General features: G+C 72.3%; 11 protein-coding genes and 1 pseudogene. 10 read left to right on the plus strand and 2 right to left on the minus strand.

The genetic code is table 11. From position 1 onward, the window contains the following. Positions 1 to 68: 68 nt before the first annotated feature. From RBJ77_RS20925 to RBJ77_RS20935, 3 genes and pseudogenes are all read left to right on the plus strand, one after another. Positions 69 to 938 (plus strand): annotated as a pseudogene (locus tag RBJ77_RS20925) (tetratricopeptide repeat protein); the annotation flags it as partial. Continuing rightward, the gene (locus RBJ77_RS20930; protein ID WP_372346445.1) at positions 935 to 2,572 is read left to right on the plus strand and encodes a nickel transporter; all 1,638 of its coding nucleotides are present in this window, start codon (positions 935 to 937) and stop codon (positions 2,570 to 2,572) included. The pseudogene RBJ77_RS20925 and the gene RBJ77_RS20930, both read left to right, overlap by 4 nt. 135 nt (positions 2,573 to 2,707) lie before the next feature. Beyond that, positions 2,708 to 4,321: a serine/threonine-protein kinase gene (locus RBJ77_RS20935; protein ID WP_372346454.1), complete on the plus strand. Its 1,614-nt coding sequence runs from the start codon at positions 2,708 to 2,710 to the stop codon at positions 4,319 to 4,321. Positions 4,322 to 4,346: 25 nt separating this feature from the next. Here the strand turns inward: RBJ77_RS20935 and RBJ77_RS20940 are convergent, their stop codons facing one another. Further along, positions 4,347 to 5,162 carry an SGNH/GDSL hydrolase family protein gene (locus tag RBJ77_RS20940; RefSeq protein WP_372346446.1) on the minus strand — a complete coding sequence of 272 codons (816 nt, stop codon included), beginning with the start codon at positions 5,160 to 5,162 and terminating at the stop codon, positions 4,347 to 4,349. A gap of 288 nt (positions 5,163 to 5,450) precedes the next feature. On the opposite strand from RBJ77_RS20940, the gene RBJ77_RS20945 reads away from it, so the two are divergent. The 6 genes from RBJ77_RS20945 (at position 5,451) to RBJ77_RS20970 (ending at position 14,310) form a co-directional block, all read left to right on the plus strand. Continuing rightward, positions 5,451 to 6,668, plus strand: a complete 1,218-nt coding sequence (locus RBJ77_RS20945; protein WP_372346447.1) for a S8 family peptidase — start codon at positions 5,451 to 5,453, stop codon at positions 6,666 to 6,668. A 212-nt stretch (positions 6,669 to 6,880) separates the two neighbouring features. Further along, on the plus strand, positions 6,881 to 7,303 hold the full coding sequence (locus tag RBJ77_RS20950) for a hypothetical protein (protein WP_372346448.1): 423 nt from the start codon (positions 6,881 to 6,883) through the stop codon (positions 7,301 to 7,303). A 393-nt stretch (positions 7,304 to 7,696) separates the two neighbouring features. Beyond that, entirely contained in the window at positions 7,697 to 8,527 is an 831-nt protein-coding gene (locus RBJ77_RS20955; protein ID WP_372346449.1) for a glycosyltransferase family 2 protein, read from the plus strand. 20 nt (positions 8,528 to 8,547) lie between these two features. Continuing rightward, the gene (locus tag RBJ77_RS20960) at positions 8,548 to 9,555 is read left to right on the plus strand and encodes a glycosyltransferase family 2 protein (RefSeq protein WP_372346455.1); all 1,008 of its coding nucleotides are present in this window, start codon (positions 8,548 to 8,550) and stop codon (positions 9,553 to 9,555) included. After that, positions 9,552 to 10,376: a polysaccharide deacetylase family protein gene (locus tag RBJ77_RS20965; protein ID WP_372346450.1), complete on the plus strand. Its 825-nt coding sequence runs from the start codon at positions 9,552 to 9,554 to the stop codon at positions 10,374 to 10,376. The genes RBJ77_RS20960 and RBJ77_RS20965 overlap by 4 nt, the downstream gene beginning before the upstream one ends. Then, positions 10,369 to 14,310, plus strand: coding sequence for a lipopolysaccharide biosynthesis protein (locus RBJ77_RS20970; protein WP_372346451.1), 3,942 nt, complete (start codon positions 10,369 to 10,371; stop codon positions 14,308 to 14,310). The genes RBJ77_RS20965 and RBJ77_RS20970 overlap by 8 nt, the downstream gene beginning before the upstream one ends. Before the next feature lie 41 nt (positions 14,311 to 14,351). Here the strand turns inward: RBJ77_RS20970 and RBJ77_RS20975 are convergent, their stop codons facing one another. Next, positions 14,352 to 15,773 carry a xylan 1,4-beta-xylosidase gene (locus tag RBJ77_RS20975; RefSeq protein WP_372346452.1) on the minus strand — a complete coding sequence of 474 codons (1,422 nt, stop codon included), beginning with the start codon at positions 15,771 to 15,773 and terminating at the stop codon, positions 14,352 to 14,354. Positions 15,774 to 15,927: 154 nt separating this feature from the next. On the opposite strand from RBJ77_RS20975, the gene RBJ77_RS20980 reads away from it, so the two are divergent. Then, positions 15,928 to 17,022: a DUF5925 domain-containing protein gene (locus RBJ77_RS20980; protein ID WP_372346453.1), complete on the plus strand. Its 1,095-nt coding sequence runs from the start codon at positions 15,928 to 15,930 to the stop codon at positions 17,020 to 17,022. Positions 17,023 to 17,107 lie beyond the last annotated feature (85 nt).

The following is a 17,107-nucleotide window of genomic DNA, read 5'->3' on the forward strand; positions in this document are numbered from 1 at the left end:
CGTAGCGCGAGGGGTCGCCCGTCGTGCGGGCCTGCTCCACGTAGGCCGTGCCGAGCGTCGCCCAGGACAGCGAGCGCGCCCTGTCCACCCGCGTCGACGCCCTCGTCGAACTCGGCCGCTACGCCGAGGCGGCACGCGCCGTGGACGAGGCGGACCGCCGCCGCCCCGGCATCCCGGTCTTCACCCGTTTCTCGTACGTAGCCGAACTCCGCGGCGACGTCCCGACCGCCCGCAACGCCCTCACCCGTGCCCTGTCCAGCGCCACAGCCCCCGGCGACGTCGCGTACGTGTCCACCGCCCTGGGTCAACTCGCCTGGCGGCAGGGCGACTTCGGCGCAGCCCTGGGGCACTGCGGCCGGGCCCTGCGCGCCGACGCCGGATACGTCCCGGCCCTGGAGTGCCGGGCCCGCGCCAGGGCGGGGAAGGGCGACCGGGCGGGGGCGGTCCGGGACCTGCGGAACGTGGTGGCGCGGTATCCGCTGCCGGGACCCCTGATGGAACTGGGCGAACTGTACGAGGCGCAGGGGGACTCGGCGGCGGCCCGGGACCAGTACGCCCTGGTCTCGGCCTGGATCGGCCTGGCCCGCGCGAACGGCGTCGACGTCGACCTCGACACGGCGCTCGCCGCCGCGGACCACGGCGACCGGAAGGCGGCCCTGCGGGCCGCGCGCGCCGAGTGGGACCGCCGCCGCACCGTCCACACGGCGGACGCGCTCGCCTGGGCGCTCCACCGGAACGGCAAGGACACCGAGGCCCTCCCCTACGCCCGCCGGGCCACCGCCACGGGCTTCCGCGAGGCGTCGTTCTTCTACCACCGCGGGGTGATCGCCCGCGGCACGGAACGCACGAAGTGGCTCCGCAAGGCCCTCGCCACGAACCCGGCGTTCTCCCCGCTGTCGGCCCCCCGGGCCCGCGCCCTCCTCGGGACCACGCCATGACCACACCCGCATACCGCACTCCCGGCCCCGCCCGCCTCGGACAATCTGCCGCCCGGGGCGGCCGGGTGGGCCTGGCGGACCCCGGTGCCGCGCAACGATTCGGGAGGCGTCGGCCACGGGTGGCCGGCCGGCGGCACCTCACCGGCGCACCCCGCCGGAGGCGCCACCTGCGATGGGCCGTCCTCGTCCTCCTCGCCGCGACAGCACTGCTCCTCACCCCCACGGGCAGGGCCGCCGCCCACCCCCTGGGCAACTTCACCACCAACACCTACGACGGCCTGGTCACCACCCCGACCCGGCTCCGCGTCGACCACGTGGAAGACCTGGCCGAGATCCCGGCCACCCAGGCCGAACCGGCCATCAAGCGCACGGGAAGGGCGACCTGGGCCGAGGACCGGTGCCGCCGCGCAGCCCACACCACCCGCCTCACCGTCGACCGCACCCCCACCCCCGTCACCCTCACCAAGAGCCACGCCACCCCCCGCCCCGGTCAGGCGGGCCTCAACACCCTCCGGGTCGAGTGCGAGTTCACGGCCCCGCTCCCCCGGACCACGCACCCGGCCACCGTCACCTTCCACGCCCCCGCCCGACCGGGCCCGGGGTGGCACGAGATCACCGCCCGGGGCGACCGCACCACGCTCACCCGCAGCGACGTCCCCCGCACCTCCGCCTCCGCCCGCCTCACCCACTACCCCCGCCACCTCCTCGCCTCGCCACCCGACACGACGACCGCCGCGCTCAAGGTCAGGCCCGGCGGCCCGGCCCTGACCGAGGAGAAGCGGCCGGAGCCGCCCGCCGCCTCCGTGCTGCCCCGCGGCGCCGACCGCTGGACCAGCGCGCTGACCGGCCTCGTGGCCCGGCACGACCTCACCCCGGGCTTCGCCGCGCTCGCCCTGGCCACGGCCCTCCTGCTGGGCGCGCTGCACGCGCTGGCACCCGGCCACGGCAAGACCCTGATGGCGGCGACCGCCGCGGCCCGCGGCCGGGCCAGGCTCCGTGACGTACTGCCGCTCGCGGCGTCGGTCACGGTGACCCACACGCTCGGCGTGGTCGCGCTCGGCGCCCTGGTCATCGGCGGCTCCGCGGCGGCACCTTCGATCGTGGCCTGGCTCGGCGTGGCCAGCGGCGCCCTGGTGACGGCGGCGGGCGTGATGCTCGTCCGCAAGGCCTGGCGAGCCCGCCACCACGGCCACACCCACACCCACGACCACGACCACGACCACGACCACCCGCACGGTCACAGCCACGGTCACGGTCACAGCCACGGTCACGGCCACGGCCACTCCCACGACCACCCTCCCCCCACCGTCCGCGGAGCCCTCTTCCTCGGCTTCGCCGGCGGCCTCGTCCCGAGCCCGTCCGCCGTCGTCGTCCTGGTCGGCGCCGCCGCGCTCGGCCAGGCCTGGTTCGGCGTGCTGCTGGTGATCGCGTACGGCGCGGGACTCGCCGTCACCCTCACCGCGGCCGGCTTCGTCGTCGTCCGGGCGGGAGCGTTCGCGGCCCGCCGGATCGCCGGGGCCCGCACCCGCACGCGGCGCGCGGCGCAACGCCTGGTGCCGTTCGGTTCGGCCTGCGTCGTGGTCGCCCTGGGGTGCGGATTGGTGTTCAAGGGGGCGGCAACGGCGCTCGGTTGAGCTACTTTTGTTCAGACTTGTCTTGGCGAGTGGGGGGCGCCCGTGAGCGCAGGGCCGGGCAGTGGAAGCGAGCGTGGGAGCGGGCGGCTCGTCGCCGGCCGGTACCGGCTGCTCGACGCGATCGGCGAGGGCGGCATGGGCACCGTGTGGCGGGCCCGCGACGAGGTGCTCGGCCGCGAGGCCGCCGTGAAGGAGGTGCGGGCCCCGGCCGGGCTGCCGTCGGCGGAGGTCGACCGGATGTACGCGCGGCTGGAGCGCGAGGCGTGGGCCGCGGCACGGATCGCGCACCGGAACGTGATCACGCTGTACGACGTGGCCATCGACGGCGGACGGCCGTGGGTCGTCATGGAGCTGGTGCGCGGCGTGTCCCTGGCGGACCAGCTCGACGCCGAGGGCCCGATGCCGCCGCAGCGGGCCGCGCACATCGGCGCCGAACTGCTGGCCGCGTTGCGGGCGGCGCACGAGGCGGGGGTGCTGCACCGGGACGTCAAGCCGGGCAACGTGCTGCTGGGGAACGACGGCCGGGTCGTGCTCACCGACTTCGGGATCGCGATGGTCGAGGGGACCTCGGCGCTCACCATGACGGGCGAGGTCATCGGCTCGCCCGAATTCCTGGCCCCGGAGCGGGCGTTGGGGCGCACCCCGGGTCCCGAGTCCGATCTGTGGTCGCTCGGCGTGCTGCTCTACGCGGCGGTGGAGGGGCATTCTCCGTTCCGCCAGGACACCCCGCTCAGCACCTTGCGGGCGGTCGTCGACGAGGAGTTGCCGCCGCCGCGCCGGGCGGGTCCGCTGACGCCGGTCATCGAGGGCCTGCTCCGCAAGGATCCGGCGGACCGCATCGGTGCCGCGGCGGCCGAGCACGATCTGCGGATCGTCGGTGCGGGCGGCGTGCTGCGCGACGACCCGGCGCGCTCCACTCCGCTGGCGTCGCAGCCGACGGTGACCTCGCGGCAGCAGCAGGCGTCGTCCACTCCGCCGTTGCCCGGCCCCGTACCGGCCGGTTCGCCCGCCCCGGGGGCCGCCACGACGGCGACGACGGTTCCCGCGGACACGGGCCACCGTCGCGCGCGCCGTGCCTCGCTGGTCCTGATGGCGGGGATCGTGGCGCTGCTGCTGGCCATCGGCGGTCTCACGTACGCGCTGCTGAACCGCGACGACGGGGGCGGCGGGGGGAACGGCGGCGGGTCGACCGGCGGCTCCGACGGCGGTTCGGGCAACGGCGGTTCGGCCGGCAACGGCTCCTCCGGCTCCACGAGCAGCGGAAACGGAGACGGGAGCGGGAGCAGCGGCAACAGCGGGAACGGGAACGGCAGTTCCAGTGGCAGTGGAGGCAGCGGCGGCAATGGCGGGCACACCACGACCCCGGCCCAGTCCGTGCGGGTGAGCGTCTCCGCGGTGCGTGGCAGCTACTCGGGCGCGTGTCCGCCGCCGGCCGCCGAGGCCCCGGCGTTCGCCGCGACGTTCACGGTGGGGCGCACGCCCGCCGAGGTGGAGTACCGGTGGGTGACGCGGAGCGGGGAGCCGTCGGACCCCGGCTGGAAGACGCTGAGCTTCGGCTCGGGCGACGCGAAGAGCCGTACGGTCAACACGACGGAGACGAAGTACCAGGAAGGTGCCACGCTGCGGAACCAGATCGCGGTGGAGGTGCGCTCCCCGGAAGCGACGACGTCCAACTACGTGGCGTACGCGGTGACCTGTGAAGTGGTGACCCCGACCACCGGGGCCACCACCGGTTCACCCACGTACTAGAGCGTTGCGTGTGCCGGTGCGCCGATCAGGCTGCGGACGTGAGGACGGGCAGGTAGCCGCCCGACTGTCCGGCGGCGGTCGGGTGGTACGACTCGCCGATGTTGGTCCAGTTGACGCTGTGGAGCCAGGCGGAGCCCGAGCAGATCTCGTGGCCGCTGAACGTGGACGTCACGTCGCCGAAGGTGAAGCCGTGCGCGGCGACGCGCTTGGCGGTGGTGGCGTTGAGCAGGTCGGCGGCGCCGTTGATGGCGGACCGCTCGGTCTCGGACAGCCCTGCGAGGCAGGAGCCGCCGAGCTTGTAGAAGCGGGGGTAGCCGAGGACCACCACATGGGCGGACGGGGCCCTCGAACTGATCGCCGAGTACACCTGGTCGAGCTTGCCGGGGAGCGTCGAAGTGACGTACGCCCGGGCTTCGTTGACGCGGTTGACGCAGGTGGACTCGGAGTAGAGGACGCAGGTCGTCATGACGTCGGCGAAGCCCGCGTCGTTGCCTCCGATGCTGATGGAGACGAGGCCGGTGCCCGAGCCGAGGGACCCGAGCTGGCCTGCGAGCACATCGCCCGTGCGGGCGCCCGAGCACGCGGCGAAGCTGAAGCTGGAGGGCGAGTGGGCCGCGGCCCACAGCGCCGGATACGCCTTGGTGGAGCGCTTGCAGTCGCCGCTGCCACTGTCGTAGCTGCCGGCTCCGACTCCTGAGGAGTAGGAGTCGCCGAGGGCGACGTACCCGGTGGCGGCGGCCGCCGAGCTGTCCGAGGCCTGAGCGGCGGTCGCCCCGGTGAGGGCGGCCGTCGCCGCGAAGAGGAACGAGGTCACGTATGCCGCAAGTCGGAAACGTCTCATGGAACCTCCCTTAGCAGGATCTCTGCAACATATGTGGTAGCACGCCACAGAGTTACCCGGAAGTACCAAGACCTGACATTCGCTCAACGTTCAATTGCAGGTGCATGTCAGGCTTGTGACATACCCTCAGTTCGCTTGAGCTACGCCCGTAGATACCGGAGTCTGCTGAACGGGCCGGGGAGCGGAAGACCTCACTCCAACGGTCCGTGTGCGCCACCCAGCGCACACCCCCCACTGACGCGCGCCCCGTTCGGGGCGCGCGCCGCCTATGAGGAGGACTCCCTCGTAATGGCACTCTCCAAAGCACTGGTGACCGCGGCCGCTTCCACCGCGGCGGCCGTCGGCCTGCTCGGCTCCCTCACCGCCCTGCCCGCCCAGGCCGCCACCCCGGCCGAGGGCAAGGTCCTGGCGGCCGGCTCCGCCGAGGCGGTGCGGGGCAGCTACATCGTCACGCTCAAGAAGCCCGCGCAGAGCACGGCGGGCCTCACGGCCGCCTCCGCCGACGGCAAGGGCCTGATATCCGCCTACGGCGGCACGGTGCAGAAGACGTTCCGCACCGCCCTCAACGGCTATGCCGTGCGAGGGCTTTCGGCCACCGAGGCCGGCAGACTCGCGGCCGACCCGGCCGTGGCGTCCGTCGAACAGAACCAGCGCGTGCACGTGGACGCCACCCAGACCAGCGCCCCGTGGGGCCTGGACCGGATCGACCAGAGCGCCCTGCCGCTCTCCGGCACGTACACCTACCCGGACACCGCCGGCAGCGGAGTGACGGCCTACGTCATCGACACCGGCGTACGGATCACGCACTCCCAGCTCAGCGGCCGCGCCTCGAACGGCTACGACGCGGTCGACGGGGACTCCGTCGCACAGGACGGCAACGGCCACGGCACCCACGTGGCCACCACCATCGCGGGCACCACCTACGGCGTCGCCAAGAAGGCGAAGATCGTGGCGGTGCGCGTGCTCGACGACAGCGGATCGGGCACGACCGCGGGCGTCATCGCGGGCATCGACTGGGTCACGAACAACCACAGCGGCCCGTCCGTGGCGAACCTGTCGCTCGGCGGCGGCACGAGCACCGCGCTCGACACCGCCGTGCGCAACTCCATCTCCAGCGGCGTCACGTACGCGATCGCGGCCGGCAACTCCGGTGCGAACGCGTCCACCTCGTCGCCCGCCCGGGTCACCCAGGCCATCACCGTCGGCGCCACGAGCAACACCGACGCGAAGGCCAGCTGGTCCAACTACGGCTCCGTACTGGACCTGTTCGCCCCGGGCGTCTCGATCACCGCGGGCTGGAACACCAGCGACTCCGCGACCAACACGATCTCGGGCACGTCGATGGCCACCCCGCACGTCGCGGGCGCGGCCGCCGTCTATCTGGCGGGCCACACCTCCGCCACGCCCGCCCAGGTCGCCACGGCCCTGGTGAACGGGGCCACCTCCGGCGTCGTCACCAGCCCCGGCAGCGGCTCGCCGAACAAGCTCCTGAAGCTCGTCCCGTAGCCGAGGCCGTCACCGACAGCACGAACGATACGGGCGATGCGGGTGAAACAGATGGTGACTGACCGTCAACTCGCATAGCGGTCAACGGAGTTCCCCGGGTGCATCCGACGCATCCGGGGAACTCTTCGCATACCCTCCGCATCTTGACGCACCCCCCACCGCTGCGCGACATTGAAGCCCGGCATCCGGCGCTTCGGGGGGAAACGTCGCCAATGCAGACCATCGGTATCAAGCCGTCGTCATCCGGCGGCTCAGGGGACGGCCCGGCGGACTCTTCGCCACCGGGCAGAGACGCGCCGTACCTGCTCGCGGGGGCAGGCGCCGTCGCGGCGGGCGCGGGCCTCGTCCTGGCGCTCTCGCACACGTCGTCACCCCTGCGCGGACCACTCGCACTCTTCTTCCTGCTCGCCGCGCCCGGCGCCGCCTTCGCGGCCGCCCTGCGCGGCCTCGACCCATGGGCCCGCACCCTCACCTCGGCCGCCGGCGCGGTCGCCGTGGTGATGCTGGTCGCCCAGGGCATGCTCGCCACGCACCGCTGGTCGGTGGACGGCGGAATCATCGCGGTGGGCGCCCTCAGCGCCCTCGCATTCCTGGCCCGACTGGCGGTCCGAAAATGGAGGAACAAAGTCCGCTAGAGGGACAGGAGTTCAGGTAAAGGACAGAACAACAAAAACGTGAGGCCTCGTTCCAGGTCTTGCCATACAGTCACAATCATCAATACCGTCGTACATCCACCCGCATCGGTCCATCACGCAATGCGATCTAGGGGAGGGCTCAAGATCGCGACGGTCCGGCGCGGGGCGCGGTAGGGGGGTGCCGTGCTCGGTGAGCCTCGATCTTTCCTGTCATGGGTCGCCGAGTCGCGTGCCGCGCGGCCGGTCCAACCAACCGGTGTGTATTGCCAGCTCACCCGGCCCGTACGGAGATCCGTTCCGGCCTGGCCATAGGTGAGAACCCCCCTTTCGAACCGGATATCCAGCCGGACCGCCCGGGGGCGGGCGGTCCACCGGACGAGAGGGACCAGACTCATGAGCAGTTCCGTTGTGCGCCCGGCGATCCCCGACGAGGGGACCGCACCGGCCCGAATACCCGCCCAGTACCGGGCGATCTCCACGCACCTGGCCATTGCGCCACGGGTGAGCGTGGTCATTCCCGCCATGAACGAGGCGGAGAATCTCCCGTACGTCTTCAAGACCCTGCCGGAATGGATCCACGAAGTGGTTCTGGTCGACGGGAATTCGACGGACGACACCGTGACAGTGGCCCGCGAACTGTGGCCGGAAGTCGTGGTCGTGCCGCAGCGCGGCAAGGGCAAGGGGGATGCCCTGATCACCGGCTTCGAGGCGTGCTCGGGCGACATCATCGTGATGGTCGACGCGGACGGCTCCGCCGACGGCCAGGAGATCGTCAGCTATGTGTCGGCGCTCGTCTCCGGCGCCGACTTCGCCAAGGGCTCCCGGTTCGCCAACGGCGGCGGCACGGACGACATGACACCGATCCGCAAGCTCGGCAACTGGGCGCTGTGCTCGGCCGTGAACGCCAAGTTCGGCGCCCGCTACACCGACCTCTGCTACGGCTACAACGCGTTCTGGCGGCACTGCCTCGACGAGATCGACCTCGACTGCACCGGCTTCGAGGTCGAGACGCTGATGAACATCCGGGTCGTCAAGGCGGGTCTGAAGGTCCAGGAGATCCCCAGCCACGAGTACCTGCGCATCCACGGCGCGAGCAACCTGCGGGCCGTGCGCGACGGGATCCGGGTCCTGAAGGTCATCCTCAAGGAGCGCTCGAACCGCCGGGCGATGCGCACCAGGACGGCCGCCGCCAGGCTCGACGCGGCACGGGGAGACGGATCTTGACGGAGCGTCAGAGCGCGCGGATGACGGCGTCCGTCGTCATCTGCGTGTACACCGAGGACCGCTGGAGCGACATCCTCGCCGCCGTCGACTCCGTGCGCGCCCAGTCGTACCCGGCCGTGGAGACCCTGCTCGTCGTCGACCACAACCCGGCGCTGCTGGAGCGGCTGGCCAAGGAGTACAAGGAGGCGGCCGGCGTCCGGGTCCTCGCCAACGCGGGGCCGCGCGGCCTGTCCGCGGGGCGGAACACCGGGATCGCCGCGTCGGACGCCGAGATCATCGCGTTCCTGGACGACGACGCCGTCGCCGAGCGGGACTGGCTGCGGCACTTCGTGGCCGGGTACGCCGACCCGAAGGTGATGGCGGTCGGCGGGCGCACCGAACCCGTCTGGGCCTCCGGGCGCCGGCCCGTCTGGTTCCCCGAGGAGTTCGACTGGGTGGTGGGATGCACGTACAAGGGGCTGCCGCCCGGCCGGGTGCAGGTGCGCAACGTACTGGGCGGCAACGCGTCGTTCCGGCGCACCGCCTTCGACGCGGCGGGCGGCTTCGCCACCGGGATCGGCCGGGACGGCGACAAGCGCCCGCTCGGCTGCGAGGAGACGGAGCTGTGCATCCGCCTGTCCCGCGCAAGACCGGACGCGGTGCTCCTGATCGACGACCGCTCGGTGATCCACCACCGGGTCCCGGCAGGGCGCGAGCAGTTCGCCTACTTCCGCACCCGGACGTACGCGGAAGGCCTGTCGAAGGCCCTGGTGGCCCGAAGCGTGGGCGCCGGCAAGGGGCTGGAGAGCGAGCGGGCCTACACGAGCCGGGTGCTGCCCGCCGGGGTGGCCAGGGGCGTGCGGGACTTCGTGCTCGGCAGGCCGGGCGGCGCGGGGCGGGCCGGGGCGATCGTGGCCGGAGTGGCGACGGCGGCCGGCGGGTACGTCCTCGGGAGTCTCCGGGCGCGGCGCGGCGGCTCCGGGTTCTCGGGGTTCCGCGTCGCGGAGATCGACCGGAGCGGCGAGGGGGAAGCGGGGGCGGCGGCATGAGCGCGCGGACCCGGACGTCCGACGGGGCGCCCGTACCGATCCTGATGTACCACGCGGTGGCGCACGAGCCGAGCGAGGCGACGCGCCGGCTGTCGGTGTCGCCCGAGCAGTTCGCCGAGCAGATGGAGATCCTCGCGGACCACCGCTGCACTCCCCTGTCCACGGCCGAGCTGGCCGGGATCTGGCGGGGCGGCGGCCGGGTGCTGCCCGACCGGCCCGTCCTGATCACGTTCGACGACGGCTACGAGGGCGTGCACCGGCACGCCCTGCCCGTGCTCGCCAAGCACGGCTTCGCGTCCGCCCTGTTCGTCTCGACGGGGTGGCTGCGCGGTCCCTACGACACCGGGCGCGGGCTCGACACGATGCTCGACTGGGACCAGGTGCGGGCGCTCGCCGCGCAGGGCATGGAGATCGGCGGGCACAGCCACACGCACCCCCAGCTCGACCAGCTCGACGACGAGGACCTCGCGTTCGAGCTGCGCCTGTGCCGGGAGATCGTGGCGGGGGAGCTCGGGTCGACGCCCGTCTCCTTCGCGTACCCGTACGGTCACTCCGACCGGCGGGTGCGGCGGGCGGTGCGCGCGGCCGGGTTCGCCCAGTCGCTCGCCGTCGGCAACGGTCTCGCCCGGCGCCGGCAGGGCCCGTACGCGCTGCAGCGGGTCACCGTGCGCCGCTCCACCGACGCGACCGAGTTCGAGCGGCTCGTGGAGGGCCGCGCGATCGGCCGCACCTACGCCAGGGACCGTGCCCTGACCAAGGGGTACGCCGTGGTCCGCAGAGCCCGACAGGCCCGCCGGAAGGCAACCCGTACCCGTGTCTGACACGACGACGACCACCCAGGCCGCACCCGCTTCGACCACGGCCGGTCCGCAGGCGCCGCCCGGCCGCAGACTCAGGCTGCCCGGCATGGGCCGCGGCCGGAAGGGCAAGACAGACGGCATGGGGTCGGGGGGCGGGAACCAGCTGTTCCGCAACGCCTATGCGCTGATGCTGAACACCGGCATCTCCGGCGTGCTCGGCGTCGGCTTCTGGCTGGCCGCCGCGCACTACTACACCGCGGACGCGGTCGGGCAGGGCTCGGCGGCCATCGCGGCGATGAAGTTCCTCGCGGGACTCACCGCCGTGACGCTGACCGGCGCCCTGGCCCGCTTCATCCCGGTCGCCGGACGCGCCACCGGACGGTTCATCTTCCGTACGTACGCGGGGAGTTCGGCGGCCGTCGCGTTCGCCGCGCTGATCTTCCTGCTCACGCTCGACGTGTGGGGACCCTCGTACAGATTCCTGCACGGGCCGGTCAACGGACTCGGGTTCATCGCGGCCGTCGTCGCCTGGTCGCTGCTCACGCTCCAGGACGGCGTCCTGACGGGGCTGCGCAGCGCGCTGTGGGTGCCGGTCGGGAACACGGTGTTCTCGCTGGTCAAGCTGGGGCTCCTGGTCGCGTTCGCGACGGCGCTCGCGACGACCGGGGTGTTCGTGTCCTGGGTCGTCGCCATCGCGTTCTCGGTGGTGCCGCTGGGCTGGCTCGTGTTCCGGCGGCTGGTGCCCCGGCACGTCGAGGCGACCGACGGCAAGGCGGATCCGCCGACGCTGCGGGAGATGGGCCGCTTCCTCGCGGGCGACTACACGGGCTCGCTGTTCTCGCTGGCCGTCGTGTACCTGGTGCCGGTGATCATCGCCTCCCAGGTGAGCTCCGCCGACAACGCGTACTTCTACATCACCACCACCATCGGCGGCACGGTCAACCTGCTGGCCATCAACATGGGTGCCTCGCTGACCGTGGAGGGCTCGCACGACCCGGCGCAGCTCGCCGCCAACACCCGGGCCGCGCTGCGCCGGATGGCCCGCATCATGATCCCGGTCTGCGGGCTGCTCTTCCTCCTCGCCCCGTACGTGCTGCACGTCTTCGGCGCGGACTACTCGGCGGCGGCGACACCGCTGTTGCGCTGGTTCGCGGTGGGCGCGGCGCTGCGCGTGGTCATGGAGACGTACTTCGCGGTGCTGCGCGCGCAGAGCCGGACGGCCGGACTCGCCTGGTTGCAGGGCCTGTTGTGCGTGCTGGTGCTCGGTCTGACGCTGCTCCTGCTGCCCCGGATGGGGCTGACGGGGGCGGGGGTCGCGGAGATCTCCTCGCTCGCCGTGATCGTGCTGATCGCGGCGCCGAAGCTGTGGCGCGTGGTGCGCACCGCTCCCCCGGTCCCGGCCGCCGCCGAGGGCGCGGCTCCCGACGGGGACCTGGCCGACCTGGGCACGCCGAAGCCGGCCGTGAGCACCAAGGAGTCGCACCCGAAGTGGGCGCTGCGCGACGCGATGGACTCGGACACGCTGCATCTCGCGGTGCAGCTCAACCTGGACCACCAGGAGCGGCGCCCGGACGTCCGGCCGGGCCCGGTCACCCCGCCGCGCGGCACGCCCGTCGACCACCGCCCGACGTGGGCCCTCAAGTCGCCCCTGCCCGGGCAGCGTCCGGCACCGGCCGGCGAGTCGGAGGCGTCGGCCTCGCAGGCGTCCAGCGGACGCCACACGGAGGGCGGTTCCGCCGCCCCGGAGCGGTCCGTCCCCGCGGCCTCCGCGACGGCCCCGCCGCCCCTTCGCCCCACCGCCGACGACTCCTCGGCGGACCCCGCGGAGAGCGGTGTCGACGCGCCGTGGAGCACCGAACCCCCGGCCGCCGACCCGGCCGCCGAGGAACCGGAGCACACTCCGCCGTCCGACGGCCCGGCCGAGCCCCGGCGCGCCCGGCTGACGCCGTCGGTCGTCGTCCTGGCGCTGCTCCTCGTCGCGGCCCTCGGCCTGTACTGGGGCCCGGTCCTCGGGATGAGCGACGCGGACCTGGAGGACATGGGCGGGCTCGGCCTGATCTCGGTCCTGTCGCCGGTGACGCTGCTCGGCGGCGCGCTCCTCATCGGGGTGTTCGCCTCGCTGCTCTGGCTCGAACGCCCGCACAAGCGGCTGCTGCTGCTCACCCTGCTGGCGACGGTCGTGTCCCTGCACGCGCTGCCCGCGGTCATCGAGGCGGAGCCGCGGTTCGCGACGGCCTGGCAGCACCTGGGCTTCATGGACTACATCGACCGCACCGGCTCGGCGGTGCCCGATCTCGACGCCCGCTGGAGCTGGCCCGGCTTCTTCGCCGCGGCCGCGTTCCTCGCCAAGGCGTGCGGGGTGGACGACCTCACCGAGGTCATCCGCTGGTGGCCGATGGCCGTCCAACTCCTCTATCTGGCACCGATGTTCCTGCTGCTGCGGTCGGTGCGGGCGAGCTGGCGGGCCAAGTGGACCGGTCTGTGGATCTTCGTCCTGAGCGGTTGGGTGGGCCAGGACTACTTCTCGCCGCAGGGCTTCACGTACCTCCTCTATCTGGTGTTCGTGGCGATCCTGCTGGTGTGGTTCCGGGCGCCGCGCGTGCTGTGGGCTAAGCGGCGGCCGGGCGAGACGGAGGTCGAACCGGCCGACCGCCGCCAGCGTGCGGTGCTGCTCGTCGTGCTGATCGCCCTGTTCGCGGCGACGGTCCCGGCGCACCAGCTCACGCCGTTCGTGATGCTGGGCGTGCTCGCGGTCCTGGTCCTCGTCGGCCGGTCCGAACTGCGCGGCCTGCCGCTGCTGTTCGGGGTGATCGTCGTGGTCTGGCTCGGCTTCCTCGCCGAGCCGTACTGGTCGGGCCACTTCAACGACCTGTTCGGCGGCGTCGGCGGGGTCGGCGGCAACGTCACGTCGTCGGTCTCCGGCCGTATCCAGGACGGCAGTTCGACCCACAAGCTCGTGCTGTACGTGCGGGTGCTGCTCGCGGGTGGCGTCATGGCGTTCGCCTGCTACGGCTGGTGGCGCCGGCGCGACTGGAAGTACCGCGAGCGCTCGCTGGTCGTCCTGACCTTCGTGCCGTTCCTCGGCTTCGGCATGCAGTCGTACGGCGGCGAGATGGCGCTGCGCGTCTTCATGTTCGCCCTGCCGGGCGCCGCGCTGCTGGCCGGTCTCGCCCTGTTCCCGCGCACCGGCGCCACATCGAAGGAACGCGACAAGGACCGGATCAGTCTGGCTCCGCTGGCCGCGCTCATGGCCGGGCTGCTCCTCATGGGCGGCTTCCTGGTGGCCCGCTGGGGCAACGAGCCGTTCGAGCGGATCCGGCCCGGCGAGGTCGCGGCGATGGACTACGTCTACGCCCACGACAAGCCGACCGTGCGGCTGCTGTGGATGAGCAACGACACCGTCAACAACGTCACGCCCGCGATGCCGTGGGGCACCCGTGACATGGAGAAGGTCCAGTACGTGCCGACGCTGGCGCCGGTCGACCCGGTCCTCGTCGGGGGTCTCGTCAAGGCGCTCAAGGACGCGGGACCGAACTCGTACCTGATGATCAACAAGAGTCAGGTCGTGTACCTCCAGCTCGACGTCGGCTACTCGAAGACGTGGGAGACCCGCCTGTTCGAGAACCTGGACCGGCGCACCGAGCTGAAGAAGGTCTACGTCAACGACGACGTCACCATGTACCAGCTGCGCAAGGAACCGGCCGGCGCGGTGCAGAAGGCCGATCCGGGGCCGATCGGGCCGCAGATCACCTGGACTCCGTGGTCGGTGGTGGGCGCCCTCGCGGCGGTCGCGCTGATCCTGCTGCTCACGGCGCGCGAGGTGGTCCGGGTCGCGGTCCGGCCGAGCGTGCGTCAGCTCCGGTGGCTGCAGTCCACGTTCTGGTTCTCGCTGCCGCTGCTCGCGGTGGTCGTCGCGTCGCTGATCCAGCGGTTCATCACGATGGGCCTGAACTGAGGCTCCCGCGGGGTGCGGGCGACTGCCGCACCCCGGCGGGGCTACCGCTTCAGCCACTTCACCTCGTACCCCTGCATCTCGAACCGCTTGCCGTCCACCTTGGCGCTGATGGCGCGGTTCAGGGTGTTCACGACGACCACCGCCTTGTCGTCCGCGAGCACCCGCACGTTCGGCACGTCGTCCTTGGCGACCGGCACGCTCTCGTACGTCGTCCCCGGCCCGAACTCCTCGTTGAACCGGGACACCAGGTCGTACATCGGCAGCCGCGTCCCGCCGGACGCCCGGTCCGTGGGCCGCCACAGGCAGCCGGCGCACGAGGCGCCCTTCTCGTCCTCGGGGTTCCAGTAGAACCCGGACGTGGCGCCGCCCCTGGCCATCGCGATCATCCCGGCGGCCTGTACGGCGACCCGGTGCGGCTCGCTCCAGCCCTGCCGCTCGTCCTTGCTGTCGGCGGGCTCCACGTAGTACTCGGCCCACCACAGCGGCAGGTCGCCGGTCTGCCGCTCGATCCACCTGCTGACGGCGGTGAACTTGTCGGTGGCGGCGAACTCGTCGGGCAGCATCTCGTCGTCGTTCGTGTAACTGGAGCCGTCGACGACGACGAAGTCGGCCCCCGCCTTGTTCTCGTTCCAGTACGTGAAGGCGTCGACGATCCGCTGGTCCATGCGGCCCCAGGCGCCCTTGACCACGTCCGACGCGCCGTCGGTCTGCTTCGGGTCGAGGCTGTCCATGACCAGGTAGGGGCCGCCGACCATGATGTCCTTGTCGACCTTCTTCAGCGCCTTGTGGACGAGGTTGTACAGCTTCGTGTAGCCCTCGTAGTCCCAGCGGCCCTCGCCGTCGTTCCAGAAGCCCTTGAACTCGTTCCAGACGATGAAGTGGCGGACGTACGGGTAGCGCTTGGCGACGGTCGCGGCGAGGTTCGCGTAGTCCTGGAAGTGCTCGGGGTCGGGGGCCTTCTCCAGGTTGGGCTGGCTCCAGTTCGTGTTGTCGACGCCCGCCTTGCCGCCCTTCATCCAGTCCGGCGCGCAGCACAGGGTGATCACCGGGGTGCCGCCGGACGCGCGGATGAAGTCGACGCGGCGGTCCAGCGCGTCGAAGTCGTAACGCCCCTTCACCGGCTCGGGGTTGTCCGCGCCCCAGCCCATGATCGCCTGGTTCTGCGGCATCGGCCGCTCGCCGATCAGCTTCTCCGCGCGCTCGACCGCGGCGTCGGCCCCCTCGTCGGCGGAGTGCTGGGTGTGGGTGAACCCCCACCCGACCGACGGCCCCTGCTGATCGGGGGGCTCGCCGGGTTGGCCGTGGACCTTGTCACCGTCGCGCGTGGTGCCCGCGGTGCTGCCCTTGTTGTCAGGAAGGGTGCTGATCACCGTCAGCACCAGGGCCAGAGCGGCCACCCCCACGCCGAGCAGTGCGGTGAGCCGCCACCGCCGTGCCCCCGAATTCCACCCATGACGTCCCATCAAGGACAAGGGTAACCAGGGCAGTTGGCGGAGGGACATACTCCGTTGCCACAGGCTCGTAACGAGGTTCGATACGTACGTCGTGCCGAGGTACCGGTGTGACGCGCTGCGGAAATCCCGTGCGGGCGGCCCTTTGGTGGCGGATCATGGCGGCATGTCTGCCAACCCGTTCGACGCGCTGCCGGTCCGGCTCGGGGTCGACGACAGCGATTCGCCCGCCGATGTCGTCGACGCGCTGTTCCTCGGCCGCTTCGCCACGGGCGAGCAGCCGCACTCGCACGCGGTGAACATCGACCGGGTCAGGTCCGGGGCGACGCTGTTGCCGCCGGACGCCCGGGTGCTGCGCTCCGCGCGCGACGACGACCGCAGCGCGACGCTCGCCGAGGGCGACGGCTGGACGCTGCTGGTCTCCCGGTGGAACAGGGGCGCCGACGTCACGGTGACGGCGACCACGGCCGAGCTGGCCGAGAAGGTGCTGAAGCTCGCCACGGACGGCGCCGCCGACGAGCCCGAGCCGCAGCCGGACAACGTGACGATGGGCTTCTGGTACGTCTCGCCGCGGCGCGGCCCGCACCGCACGACGCGGCAGATCTCGGCCGGTACGTGGGAGGAGGTGCGGGCCAACTACACGGAGCCGGTGGCCGGGGCGATGGACGGCCTCATGAAGACCCGCCCCGAGGACATCGCGGGCCGGCTGCTGCTCCTGCACGGGCCGCCGGGCACCGGCAAGACGTCCGCGCTGCGCACGCTGGCCCGGTCCTGGCGCGACTGGTGCCAGGTCGACTGCGTCCTCGACCCCGAGCGGCTGTTCTCCGACGTCGGCTATCTGATGGACATCGCGATCGGCGAGGACGACGGCACGGCGAAGGGCCGCTGGCGGCTGCTGCTCCTGGAGGACTGCGACGAGCTGATCCGCGGCGAGGCGAAGCACACGGCGGGTCAGGCGCTCTCGCGCCTGCTCAATCTGACCGACGGCCTGCTCGGTCAGGGCAGGAACGTGCTGGTGGGCGTCACCACGAACGAGGACCTGGAGCGTCTCCACCCGGCCGTGGTCCGCCCCGGCCGCTGCCTCGCCCGGATCGAGGTGGGCCCGCTGACCCGTCGGGAGTCGGTGGCGTGGCTGGGCTCGGAGGAAGGGGTGGGGCGGGACGGGGCGACGCTGGCGGAGCTCTACGCGTTGCGCCGCGGGATCTCACCGACGTCGGTCCCGGACCCCCGCGGCGGTGCGGACGCGGGTCTCTACCTGTAGACGTCCGTCCCATTGCCGACCGCGCCCCGGGGGGCATCTCGCGCAGTTCCCCGCGCCCCTGAAAAACCGACTTCGACTGCGGGTC

The organism is Streptomyces sp. KL116D, assembly GCF_030766975.1.
Taxonomy (GTDB): domain Bacteria; phylum Actinomycetota; class Actinomycetes; order Streptomycetales; family Streptomycetaceae; genus Streptomyces; species Streptomyces longispororuber_A.